The sequence below is a fragment of the Kitasatospora sp. NPDC057738 genome (assembly GCF_042798815.1).
Lineage (GTDB): Bacteria > Actinomycetota > Actinomycetes > Streptomycetales > Streptomycetaceae > Kitasatospora > Kitasatospora lactacystinica.
The window spans coordinates 1-24,592 of record NZ_JBHVJT010000058.1 but is presented as its reverse complement, the minus strand read 5'-3'; the positions used below and the strand labels follow the sequence as shown (position 1 = coordinate 24,592).

The window sequence follows — 24,592 nt, the reverse complement described above, 5'->3', positions numbered from 1 at the left end:
TCCGGCTCGGAGAGGGGGAGGCTCAGCCGGCGGTGGCGACGGCGAGGGCCGGTCCGGCGTCGGCGGCGGTGTACCGCTCACGGCCGGTCAGGTTGACCAGGACGACCTGGTCCGGGGTGATCCGCCGGGCCGCGACCTCGTTGCGCAGCGCGGCAATGGTCGCGGCCGAGGAGTGGCAGACGTCCAGCCCCTCCAGCTCGCGGAGCATCGTACGGGCTCGGACCAGTTCGTCCTGGCTCACCGAGACGATGGAGCCGCCGCTCCCGGTGGCGATGTCCCGCATGTAGGGATAGGTGGCCCGGCCGTCGCCGAGCAGGATGGCCCGGGCCAGACCTGTCGGGTGCTCGATGACGTCGTCCTCGGTGAGCTCGGCCCGTCCCTCCCGCCAGGCCGCGGCCATCGGCGCGCAGGTGTCCTGCTGGACCATCACGAAGCGGGGCGAGGAGGTGAGCCGGCCGCAGGCGAGGTACTCCGCCACGCCCTTGCGCGCGGCCATCATCCCCATGCCGCTGCTGATGGCCTGGACGACGACGTCGGGCTTGTCGTCCATGGCGTCGAAGGCTTCCAGGTAGGTGAGCTTCAGGCCCTCGCGACGGGCCCAGTTGAAGAACCCGCCCTCCCAGACCAGGCCCTTCCGAGCTGCGAACTCCTGGGCCGCCCGGGTGGCTTGTGCGTAGTTGCCGTCCACCACGGTGAGGGACACCCGGTCGCCGGTCTCGATGTCGTGGTCGCCGGTGAAGTCACGGCCGCAGAAGAAGTGTGCCCGCATCGAGTGGTCCCTCCGCACAGCGCGGGCCAGGGCGGTGGAGCTGTTCCCGGTGCTGGAGGCGACGAACTCCTTGATCCCGAACTGCCGGAACACGGCCAGGACCACGGAGGCCAGCCGGTCCTTGGTGGTCCCGGTCGGCTGCTGGGACTCGTCCTTCACCCAGAGGCGGGGCAGACCGATGGCCGCTCCGAGGCGCGAGGCCGGACGGCAGGGGGTCCGCACGCTGATGCCGGCGTCGTGTAAGTGCTCGGATTCGACCGGAAGGAAGTCCAGGTAGGTCAGCTCAGGCCGGTCACCGTCATGCTCGGTGACGTTCTCCAGGTTCATCCTGGGATCGAGTGCACCCGAACACCGGGGACATCGGAGCCGGAATTCCGGGTCGGATTCCCAGCCGCAGTCGACGCATAACAGGCGGTACTTGGGCGGCGCTTCGGCTTTTGCACAGTGGTCGATGACCGGCATTTTGCTTTTCCCCCACAGAAGTTACCGGAGAATGGACCGACTGACCCGAATCTATGCCGGAGCCACGATGCCAGTACATCTACATGTATGACCGAGTTGACCTGCACGCACCACCTGATCGCCGTGGCGTCACGGCGCGGCCTCTCAGGCCAGCGCTTCGCTCCGGCCTCCCATGAGGGCACGCGACACGAAGCCGTCGGGCCCGCGGGGCACGTCGCCGACGACGGTGGTGCGGTGCACGATCCGCTCCTCCTGGAACATCAGGCCGTCCACCGGACCGGCATGGGCCACGGCGCGGTTGTCCCACATGACGAGGGTGTCCTGCTCCCAGCGGACCCGGGCGTGGATCTCGTCCCGCCCGGCGAGCTCGTCGAGAAGGAAGTCCAGCAGGGCCGCGCTCTCGCGGGGCTTGAGACCGCGGATGGCCTGGAGGAAGACGGCGCTGACGAGCAGGCTGCGCGCACCGGTCTCGGGGTGCACCCGCACCAGCGGGTGCACGGCCGCGAAGGGGCCGGCCGGCTTGCCGTCGAAGCGGGGCGCGGCCGTCGGGGCGTGTCGGGAGTGTATCGCCTGCAAGGTGTCGACGTACCCCCGGAGGGAAGGCGACAACCCTTCGTAGAGCGCTTCCAGATTGGCGAAGAGAGTGTCGCCGCCGACCGGTGGAATCTCGACACCGCGCAGAATGGTGATGGCGTTCGGATTGACCACGAAGGTGCTGTCGACGTGCCACTCGGTTCGCAGGCGCCGCGGTGTCGATCCCTTCAACGGATGACTGAGGCCGGCCTCGGCCTCGACCAGCGCCCGTCGCTCCTCCGACAGTGCGGTCCGCAACACGGCGGGGGCCTCGCTCAGACCGTTCACGATGGGATGTGCCGCAGTGGCACCGCCCAGAGCATTGGTGAGTTCGACCTGTTGCGCGTCACTCATCGGCTGATTCCGGAAAACGAGAACTTTGTGACGCACCAGGGCCTCACGAAGGCGGGCCACTACGGCCGGCGACAACTCCGCCGCGAGATCGACGCCTTCCACCTCCGCGCCAGTGATAGGCGTGAGAGGCCGAAAAGTCATTTCTGACACCAGAACCCCCAATGGCGTGCCTGTGCGATCAAACGTGGACCACCCTACCCCAGGGTACCCACGTCCTGTCGAGCCTTCGACCAGGGAAAGCGCGCCGACTCGACAAACCATTGCTTCACTACGCCCGTTTCACACCAATCTCGCCCACCTGACCCAACGCGACACAATCTGGACATCAGCCGTCTGCCAACCAGAAAAAGAGACTTGACGATGTCCCAGCAACACCATAGGGTCAATTACCTGCATAGGCCTCGAATGCAAGAGATCTGGAACACAAAATGTCGAACGCACAGTCCGACGACTTGATGTCGGTGATTTCCGAAGTATTCGCCCCCCTTGAAGTCTCGCTGGACAGCACTTTCGATGACCTCGGAGCCACCTCCGTGTCGCTGCTCCGCCTGATGGTCTCGATCCAGAGCACGTTCGACGTCGATCTGGACGTCGTCGACATGTTCACCGTGGCCAACGTCGGTGAACTGGTCCAGCTCGTCGAGGAGCGGATCCCCGCTTCGAAGTAGTCCCGCCACGGACGGACCGGAGCGATCCCGTCGCTCGCCTCGGGGCCGGCGCATACACATGAGGATGCGGGGTCGGAGTCCGTCCCCGCCGTCCCCGTCCCGAGGCCTCGCAGAGGGTCGAAGTCCCCGTGCAGGCCGCCGCCGGGGTTCCGGCCCGAGGCCCGATCGCACCCGACCGGGACAGTCTGTCGCACCTGACGTCGCCGGTGGACACCGACGCCCGGCCGAGCCGGCCCCGGCAGCCTCGCGACCGCCTACGCGGGCCGTTTCCAGGACCGTCTGGCCCGAAGAGCCAGCAGCCACTGTCCGACCGCCGAAAGAGACATCGTGACCGCGTACCCAGCCGCGAAGTACTTCCTGTCGAGCTACATCTCCCCGCCCGGCAGCTTATCCGTCATCGCACCGCGCCACGACCAGAACATCGCGCTCTGGCGCAGTCACGACTCGCGGGTCGAACTCGTCAGAGTCTGGGAGCTCGAGCGCGTCAGCGGACAGAAGCACCACTTCTGGCCGCTGTTCACCGTCGACCGTTACAACAAGGTGCTGACCGAACTGCTCGCGGCCGAAGGGCTCTCCCCGGAGGACGTGAGCCTGTCCTGGGGCACGCCCGGCCTGCCGCACCACGCCGACATCAAGTTACCGGCGGGCGCCGAGGACTTCCCGATCCACAGCCTCGCCCACCTCTACAGCGGACTGCTCCTCGACTCCGAGGTGTTCCGCGGCGAGACCATCATCGGAATGGCCCTGGACGGCCGGCCCGACTTCGGCCTCGACCGGACGGGCAAGAAGTACTGGTACACCGGCTGCGTGTCGGCCAAGGGCGACGTCGACTTCGCTCCGGTCGAATCCCCGGCCCCGATTTACGACGCCGCGTCGTCGGAGTTCGGCAAGGAGCCGGGCACCCTGATGGCCCTGGCGTCGGCCTGCCCCACCGAAATCGCCTTCGACACCGAGGCGGCGGTGCGGGAGCTGGAGCTGTTCGGAGGCCGACGAGTACCGCTGGTCGACACGCTTCCCTTCGTCCAGGCCGTGATTCGTGCAGCCGAGTCCCAGCTGCCGTCCATGGAGCTGGACAGCCGCTTCACCCACCAGGAGCACCTGCAGTCCGCGGTCATGAAGATCGTCCAGACGGCCTGCGAGCTCGTCATGGTGCGCAACGTCGACCGGCTGCTCGAATCGGCAGGGGTGGACCCGCGCCAGGCGTACCTCTCCCTGAGCGGCGGCTTCGCCCTCAACTGTCCGACCAACTCCTTCCTCCTGCGCCGCTACGGATTCAAGGGCCTGCTCACGCCGCCGAGCGCGAACGACTCCGGCCAGTCCCTCGGGATCGGCCTCCTCGGCCTCCTCGGCGAGGGGCTGCTCCCGGGCGGTGGTTTCCGGCTCGAGTCCGCCTACCACGGCTCCGAGCTCACCGACGTCGAGAGCGCGCTGCGGCACTTCGACGACTTCATCGAGGACGTCGAGGAGTTCACCGAGGCCCGGTTCGTCGAGGACCTCTCCACCGGACCGCTGGTGTGGGCGGACGGAGCGGCCGAGATCGGTCCGCGCGCACTGGGCCACCGGAGCATCCTCGCCGATCCCCGCTCACCCCGGTCGAAGGAGCTGCTGAACGACTGGAAGAGCCGGCAGTGGTGGCGCCCCGTGGCCCCGATCGTCCTGGAGGAGTACAGCGGCGAGTGGTTCGAGGACCCCTGGCCCTCGCCCTACATGCTCGAGACGGCGTACGTGACCGAGTCCAAGCGCCGGCTGGTCCCGGCCATCCTCCACCTCGACGATTCGGCCCGGCGTCAGACCCTGTCCGCCGAGACCAACCCCCTGCTCCACCGGGCGATCGAAGCGTTCCGGCAAGCCACGGGGGTGCCGATGGTGTGCAACACCTCCCTGAACGACAAGGGTGAGCCGGTGGTGGACACGGCGGCCCAGGCCCTGAACTTCGCCATCCGCAAGGGCGCTGCCGTCGCCTACATCGCGGGCCGCCGCGTCCGGTTGCGCACGGAGGCCGCCGGCCGGAGCCCGGTTCCCACGCGTCGGCACGATCGTCGCGAGGAGCTCTTCGCGGGCCAGGAGCAGGACCGCGACGCGATCTGGGAGTCCTGGGTCGAATCGGGCTACACCACCGCGGCCATGGTCCTGATGTCCCGCTCCCCCGAGCTGCGCGATCAGGCGTTGGCGAAGCCCTCCGTGGTCAACCAACTGGCCGAGGTCGCGAGCGCCCGGGATGCAAGCGGCACGCTGGCCCTCGCCGCGGCGAAGCACGCCCGGATGTTCGGCCCGGACGCCGTCTTCGACACCGAGTCCCAGGAAGGCGCGGCTTTCTGATGTGACATCAGTTCCCGTGTTCCGGGACGGGACGGATGTCACGCGCGCACCGCCGGCTGCCAGGGTTCTCCCGCTCCGGAGGGTGGCAGGGAACCGGGTGCCGCGCCCGCGGAAACCCTGGAACGGCCCTCCGGACCGTCCGCCATGCGCCGCCCGACGGCCCTGGTCCGGCGGCGTCCCGCGCGCGCCCGGCACTCTCCCAACAGCCACCGTCCGGACGGCCGTGCCGTCATGACCGGCTTCGCTCCAGCAGTACGGAGGATCAACGCAGTGAACACGAAATCGCTCTGGGCGCACACCTCTGACATGGCTCACATGAGCGAGGAGTCCCGGGCCGGGCACCCCTCGCACGCGGTCGTGACCGAGCGGATCGCGGCACTGCACGGCGAGGAACCGTTCGAACTGCTCGACTGCGGTGTCATCTCCGGGGTCACCTACCGCCACCTGCTGACGGCGGGCCTGGAGGTCGACTACACCGGCATCGACATCAACGAGGCCGCCATCGACGACTGCCGCGGGCTCCACCCCGAGGCGCGGTGGGAGCAGATGAGCGTCACCGACCTCACCTTCCCCGAAGGCTCGTTCGACGTGGTGAACTGCCGGCACGTGCTGGAGAGCCTGCCGTACTACGAGACCGCCGTCCGCGAACTGTTCCGGGTCTCCCGCCGCACCGTGGTGATCTGCATGTTCCAGGTGCCGCGGGAGACCGAGGTGCTGCTGCGGCGCGAGACGGCCGACGGCTACATCTGGCTCAACCGCTACGCCGCCGGCCCGTTCGAGGCGCTGCTGCACTCGCTCTCGGAGTCGGTCGAGATCATCGACGTCCCCGCCGACCACCGCCGCAACCAGGTCTATCTCTGCACCAAGCGATCCGCGTAGCCGTGGCCCGTTCCGGCGAGACGGGTGACGTACGTCCTGCCCCCAGACTCCTCGAGGCAACCCTCATGACACTGCGCCACCCCGCACCTCCCGTGCCCGGCCCCGATGCCGAAGGGCGCCCCGCCGAGCTGCCCGCCGCCCCGGAGCTCCCGTTGGACCGGACGCCTCCGGCCCGGCGCGACCGCCGGGCCGGCTCGGTCCCCCTCGTCGTCCCCGCCGGGGCGACCGCCGCCCTGCGGCACCTGGGTGAAGCCTGCGGAGGAGGGCTCCCGGCGGCGGCCCTCGCCCTCCACCTGGCCCTGCTGCACCGGTACGGCGGCCAGACCGAGCTCGCGGTCGGGGTGACCAACGGCGCCGGGGTGACCACGCCGGTCCGCGTCGAGGCCGGCGGGAGCTTCCGGGACCTGGTCCGGCGGGCGGGCGCCGCGCTGGCGGTGGCCGAAGAGGTCCGCACCGGCGCGGCCGTCCACCTCTGGCCGGGCTTCTCCTTCCGGCCGCAACCGCGTCCCGTGCCCGGGACCACCCACTGCGACCTGGACCTGCGGCTCTCCTGCCCCGACGGCGAACTGTCCGGGCACCTGGTCCACGCGACCGACGTCCTCGACCCGGCCACCGCCCGCCGCGCGGTGGACCACCTGCTGCGCCTGCTCGAAGGCGCGACGGCCGATCCGGACCGGTCGGTGGCCGAGCTGCCCCTGCTCACCGCCGGGGAGGAACGCGTCGTCGAGGCGCTGAACGGCGTCCCGGGCGAGCCGACGGACCGGTGCTTCCACCGGCTCTTCGAGGAGCAGGCCGCCCGCACCCCCGAAGCGATCGCCGTCCGTTCCGAGGGCGCCGCCCTCAGCTACCGGGAACTCAACTCCCGGGCCAACCAGTTGGCCCACCTGCTGCGGGAGAACGGGGTCGGCCCCGAGGTGACGGTGGGCCTCTGCGCCGATCGCGACGTACGGCTGATGGTGGCCGTGCTCGGCATCCTCAAGGCCGGCGGCGCGTACGTACCGGTGGACCCGAACGACCCGGCCGAGCGGCGGGACGGCATCCTCGCCGACGCGGCCGTGCGGATCGTGGTGGCGACGGCCCCGCTCGACACCGGACACCGGGTGGTCGAGCTCGACGCCGGACTGACCGTGCTGGCCGGCCGGCCGGACCAGGACCCGCCGGCCGGGCACTCGGCCCCGGGGGACGCCGCGTACCTGCTCTACACCTCCGGCTCCACCGGCAAGCCCAAGGGCGTGGTGATCGAGCACCGCCAGCTCGTCGGCTACACCCGCGCCGTCGTCCGGCGGCTCGGCATCGACGGGCCGCTCAGCTACGCGATGGTGCAGCCGCTGACGGTGGACTCCAGCGTCACGGCCTTCGCCCCGCCGCTGTGCACCGGCGGCGAGGTCCAGCTGATCTCCCGTGACGTCGCGCTGGACGCGGAGAGGCTGGCCGACTGGGTGCAGACCCGGGGGGTCGACTGCCTGAAGATCGCGCCCTCCCACCTCCGGGCCCTCCAGACCTCGCCGCGCTTCGCCGAGCTCCTGCCGCGCCGCCTGCTGGTCATCGGCGGCGAGGCCTCCGACTGGCGCTGGCTGCGCTCCCTCCAGCGCCTCGTCCCGCACTGCCGGGTCTTCAACCACTACGGTCCGACCGAGACCACCGTCGGTGTGCTGACCCTCGCCGTGGCCGACCACCCGGAGACGGAGTGGGAGACCGCGCCGATCGGCGTTCCGCTCCCGGGCACCCGGGCCCACGTGGTGGACGCGGCGGGCCGTCCCACACCCGTCGGCGTCGCCGGAGAACTGCTGATCGGCGGCGACAACCTCGCCCGCGGCTACCACCGCCGGGACGACCTCACCGCGGCGGCCTTCGTCCCCGACACCCTCGGCGGCGGGCCGGGCGACCGCCTCTACCGCACCGGCGACATCGTCCGCCGCCTGGCCGACGGGACGATCGCCTTCCTCGGCCGGCGCGACGACCAGATCAAGGTCCGCGGCTTCCGGGTCGCCCTGGGCGAGATCGAGGCCGCGCTGAAGAGCCACCCCGAGGTGCGCCACGCCATCGCCGTCGTCCGCGAGGACGTCCCCGGCGACCGGCGGGTGGTCGCCTACATCGAGCCGCACGGCCCCGGGTTCAGCACCGCCGGGCTGGAGCGCCACCTGCGGGACCGGCTCTCCCCGCACATGGTGCCGCAGGCGATGGTGACGCTGGACCGGCTGCCGCTCTCCGGGCACGGCAAGGTCGACCGCGGCAGGCTGCCCCGGCCCGCCGAGCCCGCCACCGCACCGCTGCCACCGCGGAACGAACTGGAGCGACTGGTGGCGCAGGTGTGGCAGGAGGTCCTCCACACCGAGGCGGTCGGCACCGACCAGAACTTCTTCGACATCGGCGGGCACTCCCTGCTCATGGTCGGACTGCACCACCGGCTCCGGGCGACGACCGGCCGGGAGGTCGACCTGCTCGACCTGTTCCAGCACACCACCGTCCGGGCCCAGGCCGAGCTGCTCTCGCAGCAGAGGCAGGGGGTGGCACCGGCCGCCACCCGCGGCAGGAGCACCCAGCAGAACGCCCTGCTGAAGCGCCGCCAGCAGCAGCTGCAAGCGAAGCGAGGTCACCATGAGTGAGTACTCCCCCGAGCTCGACCCCACCGTGGACACCGAGCTGGACACCGAGCTGGACACCGAGCTGGACTCCGAGCGGGCCGACGGCTTCTCCGAGTTCGACGACAGTCTGGACATCGCCGTCGTCGGCATGGCCGGCCGCTTCCCCGGCGCCCGGACGGTCGAGGAGTACTGGAGCAACCTCAAGGCGGGCGTCTGCTCCGTCACCCGCTTCGAGGACGAGGAGCTCGCCGCCCGGGGCGTGGACGCCGCCACCCTGGCCGACCCGAACTTCGTCGGCGCGGGCTACCCGCTGGCGGACAGCGAGAAGTTCGACGCCGCCTTCTTCGGCTACTCCCCGCGCGAGGCCGAACTCATGGACCCGCAGCACCGGGTCCTGCTCGAATGCGCCTGGGCCGCCCTGGAGAGCTCCGGATACGCCACCGATCGGCAGGACGGCCCGGTCGGCGTCTACGCGGGCGCGGGCAACAACACCTACCTGCTCTTCAACATCGCCTCCCAGCCCGGCGCCGCGCAGATCCTCGGCGACAAGCAGACGGTGATCGGCAACCGGCCGGACTTCCTCGCCAGCCGGGTCTCCTACAAGCTCGGCCTGGAGGGCCCCGCCCTCAACATCCAGTCCGCCTGCTCCACGTCACTGGTCGCCGTGGTCGAGGCGTGCCAGGCGCTGCTGGCCTACCAGTGCGACACCGCACTGGCCGGCGGCGTCGCCGTCGACGGGACCAGGAGCAAGGGCTACGTCTACCGCCCGGACGGCATCTTCTCGCCGGACGGCTACTGCCGCACCTTCGACGCCCGCGCCCAGGGGACGGTGGGCGGCGACGGCGTCGGGATGGTGGTGCTCAAGCGCCTCAAGGACGCGATCACCGACAACGACCACATCCACGCGGTCATCAAGGGCTCCGCGCTGAACAACGACGGCTCCCGCCGGGCCGGCTTCAGCGCGCCCAGCGCCGCCACCCAGTCCGCCGTCATCTCCACCGCGCTGGCGAACGCGGACGTGCCGGCCGAGAGCATCGGCTACATCGAGCTGCACGGGACGGCCACCATCCTGGGCGACCCGATCGAGTTCTCCGCACTCGCCTCGGCCTACTCCGGGGTCGGGGAGCGCAGTTGCGCCCTCGGCTCCGCCAAGACCAACATCGGCCACCTCGACTCGGCCGCCGGCGTCGCCGGCCTGATCAAGACCGTGCTGGCGGTGGAGCACGGGCAGCTGCCGCCCACCCTGCACTTCGAGCGGCCCAACCCGCGGATCGACCTGGCCGGCAGCCCGTTCTACGTCAACACCGAGCTGCTGCCCTGGCCCGAGGGCGACGGACCGCGCCGCGCCGGGGTCAGCTCCTTCGGCCTCGGCGGCACCAACGCCCACGTCATCCTCGAACAGGCCCCGGAGCTGCCGCGCGAATCCCGGCAGGCCGACGGCGCCGAGCAGCTGCTGGTGCTCTCCGCGAAGAGCCCGGAGGCCCTGGAGGCGGCCACCGACCAGCTGCACGACCACCTCCGGGCGCACCCCGAACTCCCGCTGGCCGATGTCGCGTTCACCCTCCAGCAGGGCCGCCGGGCGTTCCCGTACCGACGGATGCTGGTGGCCGGCGGCACCGAGGAGGCGCTGGCGGCGCTCGACGCCCGCGACGACGGTCGGCTGCTCACCGCGACCGCGCCCGAGGCCCCGCACCGGCCGGTGGCCTTCATGTTCACCGGCTTCGGCTCCCAGTTCCCCGGCATGGCGCGCGAACTCTACGCCCAGGAGCCGGAGTTCAGGGCAGCGATGGACGAGTGCGCCGGACTGCTGGAGCCGTTGCTCGGCACGGACATCCGCGAACTCGTGTTCACCGTCGACGAGTCCGCGGACGCCGCCCCCGGAAAGCTCCTCGACTTCAGCAGGCTGCTGCTCCAGCCGGAGCGCAGCGAGCACCCGCTGGACCAGCCACGCCTCGGCTACCCCGCGGTGTTCGCCCTCGAGTACGCCCTGGTCAAGCTCTGGGCCGCCCGGGGGGTCGAGCCCGAGGTGATGATCGGTCACAGCCTGGGCGAGTACGTCGCGGCCTGTACGGCCGGGGTCTTCTCGCTGCCCGACGCCCTGCGCCTGGTCGCGGAGCGCGCCCGGCTGATCGAGGAGCAGGGCGAGGGCGCGATGCTCGCCGTGCCGCTCTCCGAGGAGGCCGTCGCACGGTACACCGACGCGGAGGTCTGCCTCGCCGCGATCAACGGCCCGCAGACCTGCGTGCTCTCCGGCACCGTCGAGGGCATCGAGCGGGTGGCCGGCGAACTGCTGGCCGCCGACATCGCCACCCGCCGGCTGACCACCCGCTTCGCCTTCCACTCCCCGATGATGGACCCGGTCGTCGAGCGCTACGCCGAACTGGTGCGCTCGGTCCGGCTGAACGCCCCGGCCGTGCCGTTCGTCTCCAACCTGACCGGCACCTGGATCACCGACGGCGAGGCCACCAGCGCCGAGTACTGGGCCCGGCACGTACGGGAGAGCGTGCGGTTCGCGGACGGCCTGGCCACCCTGTGGTCCGTCCCGGACATCGCGATCGTCGAGATCGGCCCCGCGCCGGCCCTGACCCCCGGGGCCCTCCAGCACCCCGCCGCCGCCGGCACCGACCGGGTCGTCCTCCCGTCCCTCCCCGGCGCCTTCCTCGGGCAGAGCGACCGCACCGCGCTCCTGCGGGCCGCCGGACGCCTCTGGCTCGCCGGCCGGGAGCGCCCCTTCCCGGCCACGGCCGGCGCCCGGCGGGTCCCGCTCCCCTCCTACCCCTTCGAGCGGCGCACCTACTGGCTCGAACCCGGCACCGCCCAGCCCGGCAGCGGCTCGGCCCAGCAGCGGCGCGGCGACCTGCCCCAGTGGTTCTGCACGCCGTCCTGGCAGCGGCTGGCCGGCGCACCGCAGCCCGCCGAGGTCGGCCTGGCCGACGAGCGCTGGCTCGTCTTCGCGGACGAGACCGGTGTCGGCCACCACCTCGCCGACCGCCTCGAAGGTCTCGGCGCCACCGTGCGCACGGTCTCACGGGGAGCCGAGTGGCACCGCAAGGACGAGCGTGAGTACGTCCTCGACCCCGCCCGGCCGGAGCACTTCGAGCGACTCGCCGAGGCGCTGCGCGCCGAGGGGCCGCTGCCCGGTCGGGTGGTGCACTGCTGGAGCGTCGGCGACGACGCCGACCGGGCCACGGCGCCCGAGGACGTCCGGGCCCTGCTGCACCGCTCCTTCGACAGCCTGGTCCACTGGGTCCAGGCCACCGAGGCCGAGCTGATGACACGTCAGCAGCGCTGGGACGTGCTGTCCTCCGAGGTGCACGCCGTCCTCGGGGACGAGCCGCTCTGCCCGCCGAAGGCCACCGTCCAGGGCCTGTGCAAGGTGCTGCCGCAGGAGTACCCCTCGCTCAGCTGCGTCCACTTCGACCTCCGCCCCGAAGGCCCGCAGGCCGTACCCGGGCTGGTCGACCGGCTGCTGGCCGAGCTCGCCGCCCCGCCCGCCGAGCGCACCATCGCGCTGCGCGGTCGGCACCGCTGGGCGCCGACGTACGTGACCGGCGCGCCGCGCCCGCGGGGTGGGTCCCCGGTCCGCCCCGGCGGGGTGTACCTGGTCACCGGCGGCCTCGGGAAGATCGGCCTGCTGATGGCCCGTGCCCTCGCCGACCGGGCCGAGGTGCGCCTGGTGCTGCTCGGACGGACGGGTCTGCCGCCCCGCGAGAGCTGGGCCGATCCGCAGCACCCGGAAGCGGTCCGGTCCGCGATCCGGGCCGTCCAGGAGATCGAGGCGCTCGGCTCCGAGGTGCTGGTGACCGCCACGGACGTCTCCGACCGCACGGCCATGCTCGCCCTGAAGGAGCGCGTCCTGCGGGAGTTCGGCCCGATCGACGGCGTGCTGCACTGTGCCGGCACCACCGGCACGGCGGCCCACCGGGAGGTCGCGGTCCTGGGTGCGGAGGAGGCCTCCTGGCACTTCGGCCCCAAGCTCTACGGCACGCAGGTGCTGCACGAGGTGCTGGCCGACCAGCAGGTGGACTTCGCCGTCATCTGCTCCTCGATCGCCTCGCTGCTCGGCGGACTCGGCTTCGGGGCGTACGCCGCCGCGAACGCCGCGCTCGACGCCTTCGCCCAGCGGCACCACAGCACCTCCCTGCCCTGGACCAGCGTCAACTGGGAAGCCTGGCACTTCTCCCAGGAGGACCGGGCGAATTCCGAACTCGGCGCTGCGGTACGAGAGTTGGCACTCACCCCGGCCGAGGGCCGACAGGTGTTCGACGCCCTGCTCGACGCGGTGCCCCAAGCGCAGATCATCACTTCCACCGGTGATCTGACGCTACGTCAGGAACTGTGGGCCGACCCGGTGGCCGAGGCGCCGGCCCCGGCCGCACGGCACGAGCGCCCCAACCTGCGCAACCCGTTCGTCGCCCCGAACGGCGAGACCGAACACCGGGTGGCGGAGATCTGGCAGGAGCTGCTCGGCCTGGAGAGCGTCGGCGTGCAGGACAACTTCTTCGAACTGGGCGGCAGTTCACTGCTCGGCCTGCAGGTCGTCCACCGACTGCGTCAGAAACTGGCGGTGGCCGTACCGCTGACCATCGTCTACGAGGGCCCCACCGTACGCACCCTCGGCGCGCTCGTCGACAACCTCCGGGCGGCGCGGTGATGACGGCGCGCGGTGGTGTCGCGATCATCGGGATGGCGGGACGCTTACCCGGCGCGGAGGACCTGACCGAGTACTGGTCGAACCTGCGCGACGGCGTCGAGTCGATCGTCGCCCTGACCGACGAGGAGCTGACGGCGGCCGGGGTGCCACCCGAAGTCTTCGGGCAGCCGAACTACGTCAAGGCCGCGCCCGCCTTCGCCGGCAGCGACCTGTTCGATGCGGAGTTCTTCGGGTACACCGCCCGCGAGGCCGAGGTGATGGACCCGCAGCACCGGCTCTTCCTGGAGACGGCCTGGGCGGCGCTGGAGCACGCCGGCTACGACGCCGCCCGGTACGACGGCAGCATCGGTGTCTTCGGCGGCGCGGGGGCCAACCGCTACGTCCAGCACGTCTACTCGCACCAGCAGATCGTGGACACCCTGGGCCGGACCCAGATCCTGGTGGCCAACGAACTCGCCTTCCTGGCCTCCCGGGTGTCGTACAAGCTGGACCTGAAGGGCCCCGCGGTCTCGCTGCGCGCCGCCTGCTCGACCGCGCTGGTCGCCGCCCACACCGCCTGCCGGAGCCTGCTCGCCGGGGAGTGCGACCTCGCCCTGGCGGGTGGCGTCCACGTCGACCCGAACCCGGGCACCGGCTACCTGCACCAGGACGGGTCCTTCGTGTCCCCCGACGGGCACGTCCGCCCGTTCGACGCGGACGCCCGGGGCACGGTCTTCGGGACGGGTGTCGGTCTGGTCGCGCTGAAGCGGCTGGAGGACGCGCTGGCCGACGGCGACACCGTCCACGCCGTGATCAGGGGCTCGGCGATCAACAACGACGGCGCGGTGAAGGTCGGTTTCACCGCGCCGAGCGTCACCGGCCAGGCCGCGGTCATCTCCGCCGCGCTCGCCGGCGCGGGCCTCGCACCCACGGACATCGACTACATCGAGGCGCACGGCACGGGCACCTCGCTGGGCGACCCGATCGAGGTGCAGGCGCTGTCGCGGGCGTTCGGCGACACCGGGTCCTGGGCCCTCGGCTCGGTCAAGGGCAACATCGGCCACCTCGACGCCGCCGCCGGCATCGCGGGCCTGCTCAAGACCACGCTCGCGCTCAAGCACGAACTCCTCCCCGCCTCGCTGAACTACACCCGCGGCAACCCCGACATCGACTTCGCCAACAGCCCCTTCCGGGTCCAGGCCGAGACCGGCCCATGGCCACGCACCGACGGCCGCGTCCGCCGCGCCGGGATCAGCGCCTTCGGCTTCGGCGGCAGCAACGCCCACCTCATCCTCGAAGAAGCCCCGGCCGTCGAAGCCTCCCCCGCCGGCACACGCCCCACCGAAACACTCATCCTCTCCGCCCGCACCCCGCAGGCACTCGAACAGGCCACCGACCAACTGGCCGCCCACCTGCGCCGCGAACAACCCAACCTCGCCGACGCCGCCCACACCCTGGCCACCGGCCGCCGCACCTTCCCCCACCGCCGCACCGTCACCGGCACCACCCCCGACACCATCGCCACCGCCCTGGAGACCCGCGACCCCGCCCACGTCACCACCAGCCACACCACCCGCGAAACCGCGCCACTGGTCTTCCTGTTCAGCGGTCAGGGCTCCCAGCACCCCGGCATGGCCCACGACCTCTACCAGCACGAGCCCGTCTTCCGCGCCTGCGTCGACGAATGCGCCGAACTCCTCGCACCACACCTCGGCGAGGACATCCGCGAGGTGATCTTCACCGAGGACAGCCGACTCGACCGGACTCAGTGGGCCCAACCCGCCCTCTTCGTCATCGAGTACGCCCTCACCCGGCTCTGGCACTCCTGGGGCATCACCCCCACCGCCATGCTCGGCCACAGCCTCGGCGAGTGGGTCGCCGCCTGCGTCGCGGGCGTCTTCACCCTCCCCGACGCCCTCCACCTCGTCGCCCTGCGCGGCCGCCTCATGCAGGCCCAGGCCCCCGGCGCCATGCTCAACGTGATGGCCGACCGCTCCACCGTCGAAGCCGCCCTGCCCCACGGCCTCTCGCTCGCCGCCCACAACGGCCCCCGCGACTGCGTCGTCTCCGGCCCCCACGACGCCATCCAGGCCTTCACCACCATCGCCGAAGAACACGGCTGGCCCACCCAACCCGTCACCACCTCCCACGCCTTCCACTCCCCCCTCATGGAACCGGTGATCACGGAATTCACCACCGCCGTCGCAGGAGTGCCCCGCCAGGCACCGAGCACCCCCTTCGTCTCCAACACCACCGGCACCTGGATCACCGACCAGCAGGCCACCGACCCCGCCTACTGGGGCCACCACATCCGCGCCACCGTCGAATACGCCACCGGCATCCGCACCACCACCACCGAACCGGGCACCACCCTCCTCGAAATCGGCCCCGGCCAGACCCTCACCAGCCTCGCCCGCCGCATCCTCACCAACACCGCCACCCAAGCCACCACCCTCGCCTCACTCCCCCACAAACGCGACCCCCGCACCCCCTCCGAAACCGTCCAACGCGCCCTCACCACCCTCTGGCTCACCGGCACCACCACACCCGACTGGACCGCCTACCACTCCCACCAACAACGCCGCCGCATCCCCCTCCCCACCTACCCCTTCCAACACAAGCGCTACTGGCTCGACCGACAGGCCACGACGGCCCGGGCCACCGGTCGTGCCGCGGCGCGCCGCGACGACATCACGCAGTGGTTCTACGCCCCGTCCTGGCAGCGGGCGCCTCTCCCGGCCGGGGAGCGGCCGGACCGCACCCGGCACTGGCTGGTCTTCGCCGACGGCCTGGGTGTGGGCGAGGCGGTGACCGAGCAGCTGCGGGCCGCCGGTGCCACCGTCACCGTGGTGGCGGCGGCCGGCGCCTGGTCCGACCGGGGAGGCAACCGCTACGCCATCGACCCGGCCGACAGCTCCGACTACGAGCGGCTGATCAGCACCCTGCGGAACGGCCCTGCCGGTGTGCCCACCCACATCGTGCACGGCTGGAGCGTCACCGCGCCGGGCGAGGAGGGCAGCCTCCAGCACGGTTTCGAGAGTCTGATCCGCCTCGCCCAGGCCCTCGTCCGGCACCCGGACGGCGAGCCGCGCCGGATCTGGGTGCTCAGCAACGGCGTGCACAACGTCACCGGCGCCGAGCCGCTCTCGCCGCTGAAGGCCACCCTGCTGGGCCCGTGCCGCGTGCTGCCCCGCGAGCTGCCGGGCACCACCTGCCGCAGCGTCGACCTCGACTGCCAGGAAGCGCCCACCCAGGCCCAACTGGGCAAGCTGATGGCCGAGTTGGCAGCAGCGCCGGAGCCCGGCACGGAGACGGTGGCGCACCGAGGGGGGCACCGCTGGTCCCAGCACTACCTGTCGCAGCCGCTGCCCCGACGCGACGAGTCGCCGGTGGTGCGCAAGGACGGTGTCTACCTGGTCACCGGCGGCACCGGCGGCCTGGGCCTGGCCCTGGCCGGGCACCTCGCGGCAGCGGGGGCGAGGATCGCGCTCACCGCGCGCACCCGGCTGCCAGACGCCGCACAGTGGGACTCCTGGCTCGCCGGCAACCCGGGCAAGGGCCGACTCGCTGACACCGTACGGGAGTTGGTCCGCCTGCGGGACGCGGGTGCGGAGCTCCTGGTGTTCCAGGCCGACGTGAGCGACCGGGCGGCGATGAGCGAGGCCGTCCGGCGGACCACCCAGCGGTGGGGGGCCATCCACGGCGCCTTCCACACGGCGGGCGTCGCCGGTGGCGGCCTGATCCAGCTCAAGGACCTCCGGGCGGCCGCCGAGGTCCTGCTCCCGAAGGTGCACGGCACCCTGGTGCTGGAGGAGGTGCTGGCGGACCAGGAGCTGGACTTCCTGGTCCTGTTCGGCTCGAACGGCGCGAACATCGGCAGTGTCGGCCAGGTCGACTACTGCGCCGCCAACTGCTTCCTCGACGCCTTCGCCCAGGACCGGGGGCGCACCCGGCGGGTGATCTCGATCGACTGGGGTCCGTGGCGGGAGATCGGCATGGCGGTCGGTACCGCCGCGCCGTCCGGCGTCGAGCAGGTGGACGAGCGCGCCATGTCGCCCGCCGAAGGGCTGCGGGCCCTCGACACGATCCTGGCCGGCGTCTCGGAGTCGCAGGTCATCGTGTCGCCCGCCGAGCTCTCGGCGCTGTTCGAGAACGCCTTCTCGCTGGAGCAGGGCGACACCGCGGAGCCCCGTAGCGCCGCGCACGAACGCCCGGACATCCTCACCGAGTTCGTGGCACCGCGCGGCGACACCGAGCGCGCGATCTGCGAGCTGTGGCAGGAGCTGCTGGGCATCGAGACGGTCGGCATCCAGGACAGTTTCTTCGATCTGGGCGGCAACTCCCTGATCGCGATCCAGCTGGTGAGCACCATCAACACCCGGCTGGGCACGAAGCTCGCCCTCGGCGACCTGTACGAGGGGTTGACGGCGGCACACCTGGCCGGCCTGGCCGAGCAGCCCCTGCAGCAGACAACGGGCAGCAACCTCAAGGCACTTGAGGAACGCAGAGAGAAGATGCAGCAGCGCCGGCGTCAGCACCAGCAACGGCGTCGGACAGCAAGGGGCGAATGATGACCAATGAGTTCACGGATCTCCCGGAACGGGACGGCGTCGCGATCATCGGGATGGCGGGACGCTTCCCCGGCGCGGGGGACCTGACCGAGTTCTGGTCGAACCTGCGCGACGGCGTCGAGTCGATCGTCGCCCTGACCGACGAGGAGCTGACGGCGGCCGGGGTGCCGCCCGAGGTCTTCGGCCGGCCCCACTACGTCAAGGCCGCACCCAGGTTCGAGGGCATCAGCCTGTTCGATGCGGAGTTCTTCGGGTACACCGCCCGCGAGGCGAAGATCATGGACCCGCAGCACCGGCTCTTCCTGGAGACGGCCTGGGAGGCGCTGGAGCACGCCGGATACGACGCCGCCCGGTGCGAGGGCAGAACCGGCGTTTTCGGCGGCGCCAGTACCACCGCCTACCTCGGGAACATTCTCGGCAACCTGGAGCAGGGCGAGGCGATCAAGGGTGAGAACGTCGGCCTGGGCTTCGAACTCGCCTTCCTGACCAGCCGGGTGTCGTACAAGCTCGACCTGCGGGGGCCGAGCTTCCCGGTCCAGACCGCCTGCTCCAGCTCGCTGGTGGCGCTGCACGCCGCCTGCCAGAGCCTGCTCAACTACGAGTGCGACATGGCCCTTTCGGGTGCGGTCTCCTACAAGGTGCAGGAGAACACCGGCTACCCCTACCAGGAGGGGGCCTTCCTCTCCCCGGACGGACACATCCGCCCGTTCGACGCGGACGCCCGGGGCACGGTCTTCGGCAACGGTGTCGGCGTGGTGGCCCTGAAGCGGCTGGAGGACGCGCTGGCCGACGGCGACACCGTCCACGCCGTGATCAAGGGATCGGCGATCAACAACGACGGTGGGGTCAAGGCGAGCTTCACCGCCCCGACCGTCGGCGGTCAGGCCGAGGTGATCACGGAGGCGCTGACCGTCGCGGAGGTCGACCCCGAGGACATCGACTACGTCGAGGCGCACGGCAGCGGCACCGTGATCGGTGACTCGATCGAGGTGCAGGCGCTGTCGCGGGCGTTCGGCGACACCGGGTCCTGGGCCCTCGGCTCGGTCAAGGGCAACATCGGCCACCTCGACGCCGCCGCCGGCATCGCGGGCCTGCTCAAGACCACGCTCGCGCTCAAGCACGAACTCCTCCCCGCCTCGCTGAACTACACCCGCGGCAACCCCGACATCGACTTCGCCAACAGCCCCTTCCGGGTCCAGGCCGAGACCGGCCCATGGCCACGCACCGACGGCCGCGTCCGCCGCGCCGGGATCAGCGCCTTCGGCTTCGGCGGCAGCAACGCCCACCTCATCCTCGAAGAAGCCCCGGCCGTCGAAGCCTCCCCGGCCGGCACACGCCCCACCGAAACACTCATCCTCTCCGCCCGCACCCCGCAGGCACTCGAAGAAGCCACCGACCGACTGGCCGCCCACCTGCGCCGCGAACAACCCAACCTCGCCGACGCCGCCCACACCCTGGCCACCGGCCGCCGCACCTTCCCCCACCGCCGCACCGTCACCGGCTCTTCCGCCGAAGCCGTCGCGGCCGCTCTGGAGGCACGGGACCCGGCCAACGTCGTCACCGGTCACGTCGCGGGCGGCGCCACACCGCTGGTGTTCGTCTTCAGCGGCCAGGGCTCCCAGCACTCCGGCATGGCCCGTGACCTGTACGAGCAGGAAGCCGTCTTCCGCGCCTGCGTCGACGAGTGCGCCGAGCTGCTCAGGCCGCAGCTCGACCAGGACATCCGCGAGGTGATCTTCACCGAGGACAGCCGACTCGACCGGACTCAGTGGGCCCAACCCGCCCTCTTCGTCGTCGAGTACGCCCTCACCCGGCTCTGGCAGTCCTGGGGCATCACCCCCACCGCCATGCTCGGCCACAGCCTCGGCGAGTGGGTCGCCGCCTGCGTCGCGGGCGTCTTCACCCTCCCCGACGCCCTCCACCTCGTCGCCCTGCGCGGCCGCCTCATGCAGGCCCAGGCCCCCGGCGCCATGCTCAACGTGATGGCCGACCGCTCCACCGTTGAAGCCGCCCTGCCCCACGGCCTCTCGCTCGCCGCCCACAACGGCCCCCGCGACTGCGTCGTCTCCGGCCCCCACGACGCCATCCGGGCCTTCACCACCCTCGCCGAAGAACACGGCTGGGCCACCCAGCCCGTCGCCACCTCCCACGCCTTCCACTCCCACCTGATGGAGCCGATGGTCGGAGAGTTCGTCGCCGCCGTCGCCGCCGTCGACCGCCGTGCTCCGCAGGTGCCGTTCGTCTCCAACCTCACCGGCACGTGGATCACCGACGGCCAGGCGGTGGACCCGGGTTACTGGGGCAACCACGTCCGCGCCTGCGTCGAGTACTCCGCCGGCGTCCGGACCGCCACCACCGAGCCGCACGTCACCCTGCTCGAAGTCGGCCCCGGCCAGACGTTCAGCAGCCTCGCCCGGCGCATCCTCACCAGTGCGGGCATCGAGGCCACGGCTCTCGCCTCGCTCCCCCACAAGCGCGACCGCCGTACCGCCACCGAGATCATCCAGCGCACCCTCGGCAGCCTCTGGCTCACCGGCGCCCGGCCCAGCTGGGCCGCCTACTTCGCCCAGCAGCAGCGCCGCCGCATCCCCCTCCCCACCTACCCCTTCCAGCGCAAGCGCTACTGGCTGGAGCCCCGGATCCCGCAGGCGGCGGTCCAGCGCACGCCCGGCCCGCACCCGTTGCTGGACCAGGTCCTGCTCCGGTCGACGGGCCAGTCCGTCTTCCTCACCGAGTTCTCGCTGGAGCTGCACTGGGTACTCTCCGAGCACAAGCTGCTCGGAGAGGCGATCGTCCCCGGAACCACGTACCTGGAGATGGCCCGCGCCGCCGCCTCCCTGCACTTCGGCCGGCCGGTCACCGAGCTGTGCGACGTCACCTTCCTCGTCCCGCTGCTGGTGCAGGAAGGGGCCCCACGTACCGCACACACGACCGTCCGGGAAATCGACGACCTGCGGGCCGAGTTCACCGTCGCCAGTCACGACCCGGCGAGCGACCACTGGACGGTGCACGTCCAGGGCGTGGTGAGTGTCGAGCCGCACACCGCCCCCGCGCCGCTGCAGGATCCGGCAGCTCTGCGCGAGCTCTGCTCGCTGGAGAGCGTGGACATCGCCCGGCGGCAGACCGAGCACAAGGTGATGGAGTTCGGCGATCGCTGGCGGAGCAGCCTCCCGACCGTGCACCTCGGCGTCCGGGCCGCCCTCGGCGTACTCGACCTGCCCGAGCAGTACCGGGCCGAGTGCCAGGACCACCTCCTGCACCCGACCCTGCTCGATCAGGCCACCGGCTTCAGTGGCTTCGCCGTCCTGGAGACTCCCGCCGACCGTCGACTCGCCCTCGGCGACAGGGACTTCTTCCTCCCGGTCGGCTACGACTCGCTGCTCCTGCACGGCCCGCTGCCCGCTCGCGGCCTGAGCTTCGTCCAACCGCATCCGGGCTATGCGAACAACGCCGAGTTCCGCAAGGTCGACGTGGTGATCTGCGACGAGTCGGGGGCCACCGCCGCCGAGATCCGCGGCTTCACCGTGAAGCGCGTCGCCGACGCCAAGCGCACGGTCGCGCAGCTGCGCCCGCACACCCGTCATCACACCCTCCGATGGGTCCCGGCACCGGCACCCGAGGAGCGCCGGGCCCTGCCCGCCCGGGTCCTGGTGATCGGCGAGCAGGGCGGTATCGGCGCCGAGCTGAGTGCCGCACTGCGTGCGCGCGGCGTCGGCGTCGCCGAGGCGGTACTCGCAGACCGGTGGCAGCAGACGGTTCCGGACCGGTACGAAGTGCCGCCCACCCCGGAGGGTTTCGGTCGGCTGCTGGACGCACTCGGTGCGGAGCTCCCGGACGAGGTCGTGCACGTCGCGGCCCCTGCCGACGACGGCGTCCAGCAGGATCTGTCGCTCCTGGAGGCCAGGCTCGGCCACGGCGTCCACAGCCTGTTCCACTTGGCCCGCTGCCTCTCCGAGCGCGGCGTGGCCCCGGCCGGGTTGAGCGTGGTCGCCCCCTCGGTGGCACGGGTGACCGGCACCGAGCCGGCGACGGCCCCGGTCCACGCGACGCTCTTCGGCCTGGCGAAGGTGATCGGACAGGAGTACAGGGACACCGAGGTGTTCTGCCTCGACATCGCCGGCGACACCGGCGCCGAGGCCGTCTGTGCCGAACTGCTCGGAGCCCGGACACCCGCCACCGTCGCGCTGCGCGACGGGCACCGGTACGTCGCGGAGCTCGCACCGGTGCACCTGCGGGAGCAGCCGAGGTCCGCGCCGGTCCGCCCGGACGGGGTGTACCTCATCACCGGCGGTCTGGGCGGACTCGGACTCGCGGTGGCCCGCCATCTGAGCCGCTCGGGGCCGGGTGCACGGCTGGCCCTGGTCAACCGCACCGAACTGCCGCCGCGCGAGCGGTGGGACGAGGTCACCGACGCCAAGCTGCGCGGGCAGATCGAGGCACTGCGTGAACTGGAGCGGAACGGCGCCGAAGTTCGCAGTTACTCCGGTGACGTCACCGACCTGGCGGTCATGGAGGGAGTCGTCGCGAAGATCCGCGCCGATCTCGGCGCGATCGGCTGCGTCGTCCACGCGGCCGGTGTGGCCGGGGACGGCTTCCTCTTCCGCAAGGACGCGGAGACCTTCCGTCGTACTCTGAACCCCAAGGTGCTCGGCGCCACCGTGCTGGACCTCGTCACCCAGGACGATCCGCCGGATTGCATGGTCAACTTCGGTTCCACGGTGGCGATCTTCGGTGCGGCCGGGCAAGGCGACTACACGGCCGCCAACAGCTACTTGGAGCAGTTCGCCGAGCAGCGCTCCGCGCGCGGCCGGTGGACGGTGACGGTCGACTGGAGCGACTGGCTGGAAACCGGCATGGCCTTCGACCACGGAGTCCAGCAGGACCAGGGCTTCTTCCGGTCGGTGTCGGTCGAGGACGGTCTCAGCAGCTTCGAGGAGATCCTCGCCTCGGCCTGCACCCCGGTGATCGTCGGCGAGGTCAACTACCGCAAGCTGGGCGGGTCCGGCGAGCTCGCGGAGCTGCTGCGTCGCGCGCCGCTGGTGCTGGCCGTCCCGATCCGGCAGGCCATCGCCGCGGCCCGCAGCAGTGCCGGCGAATCCGCCGCGCCGCCGGACGGCACGCCGTCCGACGGCGAGCCGAAGCTCTTCGGCAAGGAGAGCGGCGAGTTCAGCGACACCGAGCGCGCGCTCGCCCGGATCTGGGCCCGCGAGCTCGATCTCACCGAACTCAACGTGCGTGACACCTCGTTCGCGCTCGGGGTGGACTCGCTGGCCGCACTCCGGATCGCCCAGAGCATCCAGAAGATCATGGACATCCGGGTCTCCATGGTCGACCTGTTCCGCTATGTCACGATCGCGGATCTCGCCGACCACCTGGACACCAGGGACGCCCGGGCCTGACCAGGCACCCCCACTCCCCCCTTCTATCCCGCAAAGGTGGTATCCCCGTGAGCATCCGAACCGTAGGCGTGATCGGCGCCGGCACGATCGGCCGCGGCGTCGCCCAGTCCTTCGCGGAGTCCGGGTTCGAGGTGATCCTCGTGGACATCTCACTGGCTCAGCTCGACAGCGCGGTGGCCCAGATCGGCCGTGACCTGCTGGTCCAGCCGATGCTGCTCGGCAAGCCGCTGAAGGAGGACCCCAAGACCGTCCTCGCCCGGATCACCACCGGCACCGAGCTCACCTCGCTGGCCGACGCCGACTTCGTGGTCGAGAACGTCACCGAGGACTGGGACATCAAGCGCACGGTCTACGAGCAGATCGACACCATCTGCCGCCCCGGAGTGATCTTCGGCGTGAACACCTCGGCCGTGCCGATCACCCGGGTGGGCTCGGTCACCGGGCGACCGGCCGAGATCCTCGGGCTGCACTTCATGAACCCCGTCCCGATGATGGACACCGTCGAGGTTGTCAGCGGCCACTTCACCAGCGAGGAGACGCTGAACACCGCGCTCGGGCTGCTGTCGGACATGGGCAAGGAGGGCATCGTCGTCCAGGACGCCCCCGGCTTCATCACCAACCGGGTCCTCATGGTGACCATCAACGAGGCCGTCTTCTGCGTCCAGGACCAGATCGCCTCGGCCGAGGACGTCGACAAGATGTTCCGCGGCTGCTTCGGCCACAAGATGGGGCCCCTGGAGACCGGCGACCTGATCGGCCTCGACACGATCCTGAACTCGATCACGGTCATGTACGAGAGCTACAAGGACAGTAAGTACCGCCCTGCGCCCCTGCTCCAGAAGATGGTCGACGCACGACTCCTGGGCCGCAAGACCGGCCAGGGCTTCTACACCTACTGATCCTCGAACTACCCAAGGAGAAACCTGATATGACGAACAACGACGTGCGCGCCCGGGTCCGCGAGTTCCTCGCCCCGCACCTGGCCGGCCAGCCGCTCGCCGACAACGACGACTTCTTCGCCCTCGGCTACGTCAACTCCCTCTTCGCGATGCAGCTCGCGCTCTTCGTGGAGAAGGACTTCGCCCTGACCCTCGGCCCGGCGGACATGGACTTCGACAACTTCCGCACGGTCGACGGTCTCGTCCGCCTGGTCACGTCGCGGACGGCTACGGCGGCCTAGTCCCTGGTCCCACCTACGGACGCGGGGGGGTCCCGCCACCCCCCCCCCCCCCCCCCCCCCCCCCCCCCCCCCCCCAAGAAAAAAACCCCCCCCCCCCCCCCCCCCCAACCCCCCCCCCCCCCCCCCCCCCCCCCCCCCCCCGCGGCGGCGAGGAAGCCGTCGGAGCCGGTCGTCCAGGCCGACCCGGCGGCGTCCGTCAC

At 71.4% G+C, this 24,592-nt stretch carries 11 protein-coding genes; 9 read left to right on the top strand and 2 right to left on the bottom strand.

What is annotated here, in order from left to right; all coding sequences use genetic code 11:
- Positions 1-22: 22 nt before the first annotated feature.
- Positions 23-1,096 (bottom strand): pyridoxal-phosphate dependent enzyme, encoded by a 1,074-nt coding sequence (locus tag ACFVGO_RS27715; protein WP_359899072.1) that lies wholly within the window; start codon positions 1,094-1,096, stop codon positions 23-25.
- Between the two features lie 279 nt (positions 1,097-1,375).
- On the bottom strand, positions 1,376-2,299 hold the full coding sequence (locus ACFVGO_RS27710; protein WP_380634674.1) for a TauD/TfdA dioxygenase family protein: 924 nt from the start codon (positions 2,297-2,299) through the stop codon (positions 1,376-1,378).
- A gap of 287 nt (positions 2,300-2,586) precedes the next feature.
- Here ACFVGO_RS27710 and ACFVGO_RS27705 point away from each other — a divergent pair, with 287 nt between their 5' ends.
- The 9 genes from ACFVGO_RS27705 to ACFVGO_RS27665 all read left to right on the top strand — a co-directional run bounded on the left by ACFVGO_RS27705 (position 2,587) and on the right by ACFVGO_RS27665 (position 24,392).
- On the top strand, positions 2,587-2,826 hold the full coding sequence (locus ACFVGO_RS27705) for an acyl carrier protein (RefSeq protein ID WP_380634672.1): 240 nt from the start codon (positions 2,587-2,589) through the stop codon (positions 2,824-2,826).
- Between the two features lie 327 nt (positions 2,827-3,153).
- Positions 3,154-5,145, top strand: coding sequence for a carbamoyltransferase C-terminal domain-containing protein (locus ACFVGO_RS27700; protein ID WP_380351976.1), 1,992 nt, complete (start codon positions 3,154-3,156; stop codon positions 5,143-5,145).
- Positions 5,146-5,460: 315 nt separating this feature from the next.
- Positions 5,461-6,024 (top strand): class I SAM-dependent methyltransferase, encoded by a 564-nt coding sequence (locus ACFVGO_RS27695; RefSeq protein ID WP_359899080.1) that lies wholly within the window; start codon positions 5,461-5,463, stop codon positions 6,022-6,024.
- 65 nt (positions 6,025-6,089) lie between these two features.
- Positions 6,090-8,630 carry an amino acid adenylation domain-containing protein gene (locus ACFVGO_RS27690; RefSeq protein WP_380634670.1) on the top strand — a complete coding sequence of 847 codons (2,541 nt, stop codon included), beginning with the start codon at positions 6,090-6,092 and terminating at the stop codon, positions 8,628-8,630.
- A complete protein-coding gene (locus tag ACFVGO_RS27685; RefSeq protein WP_380634668.1) occupies positions 8,623-13,263 on the top strand; it encodes an SDR family NAD(P)-dependent oxidoreductase in 4,641 nt (1,546 codons plus the stop codon). The genes ACFVGO_RS27690 and ACFVGO_RS27685 overlap by 8 nt, the downstream gene beginning before the upstream one ends.
- Positions 13,263-17,813, top strand: coding sequence for an SDR family NAD(P)-dependent oxidoreductase (locus ACFVGO_RS27680; RefSeq protein WP_380634711.1), 4,551 nt, complete (start codon positions 13,263-13,265; stop codon positions 17,811-17,813). The genes ACFVGO_RS27685 and ACFVGO_RS27680 overlap by 1 nt, the downstream gene beginning before the upstream one ends.
- Positions 17,813-23,212, top strand: a complete 5,400-nt coding sequence (locus tag ACFVGO_RS27675; protein WP_380634666.1) for an SDR family NAD(P)-dependent oxidoreductase — start codon at positions 17,813-17,815, stop codon at positions 23,210-23,212. The genes ACFVGO_RS27680 and ACFVGO_RS27675 overlap by 1 nt, the downstream gene beginning before the upstream one ends.
- 47 nt (positions 23,213-23,259) lie before the next feature.
- A complete protein-coding gene (locus ACFVGO_RS27670; protein WP_380351981.1) occupies positions 23,260-24,111 on the top strand; it encodes a 3-hydroxyacyl-CoA dehydrogenase family protein in 852 nt (283 codons plus the stop codon).
- Positions 24,112-24,140: 29 nt separating this feature from the next.
- A complete protein-coding gene (locus ACFVGO_RS27665) occupies positions 24,141-24,392 on the top strand; it encodes an acyl carrier protein (protein WP_359899092.1) in 252 nt (83 codons plus the stop codon).
- Positions 24,393-24,592 lie beyond the last annotated feature (200 nt).

Coding starts and splice junctions, on each gene's coding strand:
- ACFVGO_RS27715 (WP_359899072.1), bottom strand. CDS start 1,096: ATGAACCTGGAGAACGTCACCGAGCATGACGGTGACCGGCCTGAGCTG.
- ACFVGO_RS27710 (WP_380634674.1), bottom strand. CDS start 2,299: ATGACTTTTCGGCCTCTCACGCCTATCACTGGCGCGGAGGTGGAAGGC.
- ACFVGO_RS27705 (WP_380634672.1), top strand. CDS start 2,587: ATGTCGAACGCACAGTCCGACGACTTGATGTCGGTGATTTCCGAAGTA.
- ACFVGO_RS27695 (WP_359899080.1), top strand. CDS start 5,461: ATGAGCGAGGAGTCCCGGGCCGGGCACCCCTCGCACGCGGTCGTGACC.
- ACFVGO_RS27690 (WP_380634670.1), top strand. CDS start 6,090: ATGACACTGCGCCACCCCGCACCTCCCGTGCCCGGCCCCGATGCCGAA.
- ACFVGO_RS27685 (WP_380634668.1), top strand. CDS start 8,623: ATGAGTGAGTACTCCCCCGAGCTCGACCCCACCGTGGACACCGAGCTG.
- ACFVGO_RS27680 (WP_380634711.1), top strand. CDS start 13,263: ATGACGGCGCGCGGTGGTGTCGCGATCATCGGGATGGCGGGACGCTTA.
- ACFVGO_RS27675 (WP_380634666.1), top strand. CDS start 17,813: ATGACCAATGAGTTCACGGATCTCCCGGAACGGGACGGCGTCGCGATC.
- ACFVGO_RS27665 (WP_359899092.1), top strand. CDS start 24,141: ATGACGAACAACGACGTGCGCGCCCGGGTCCGCGAGTTCCTCGCCCCG.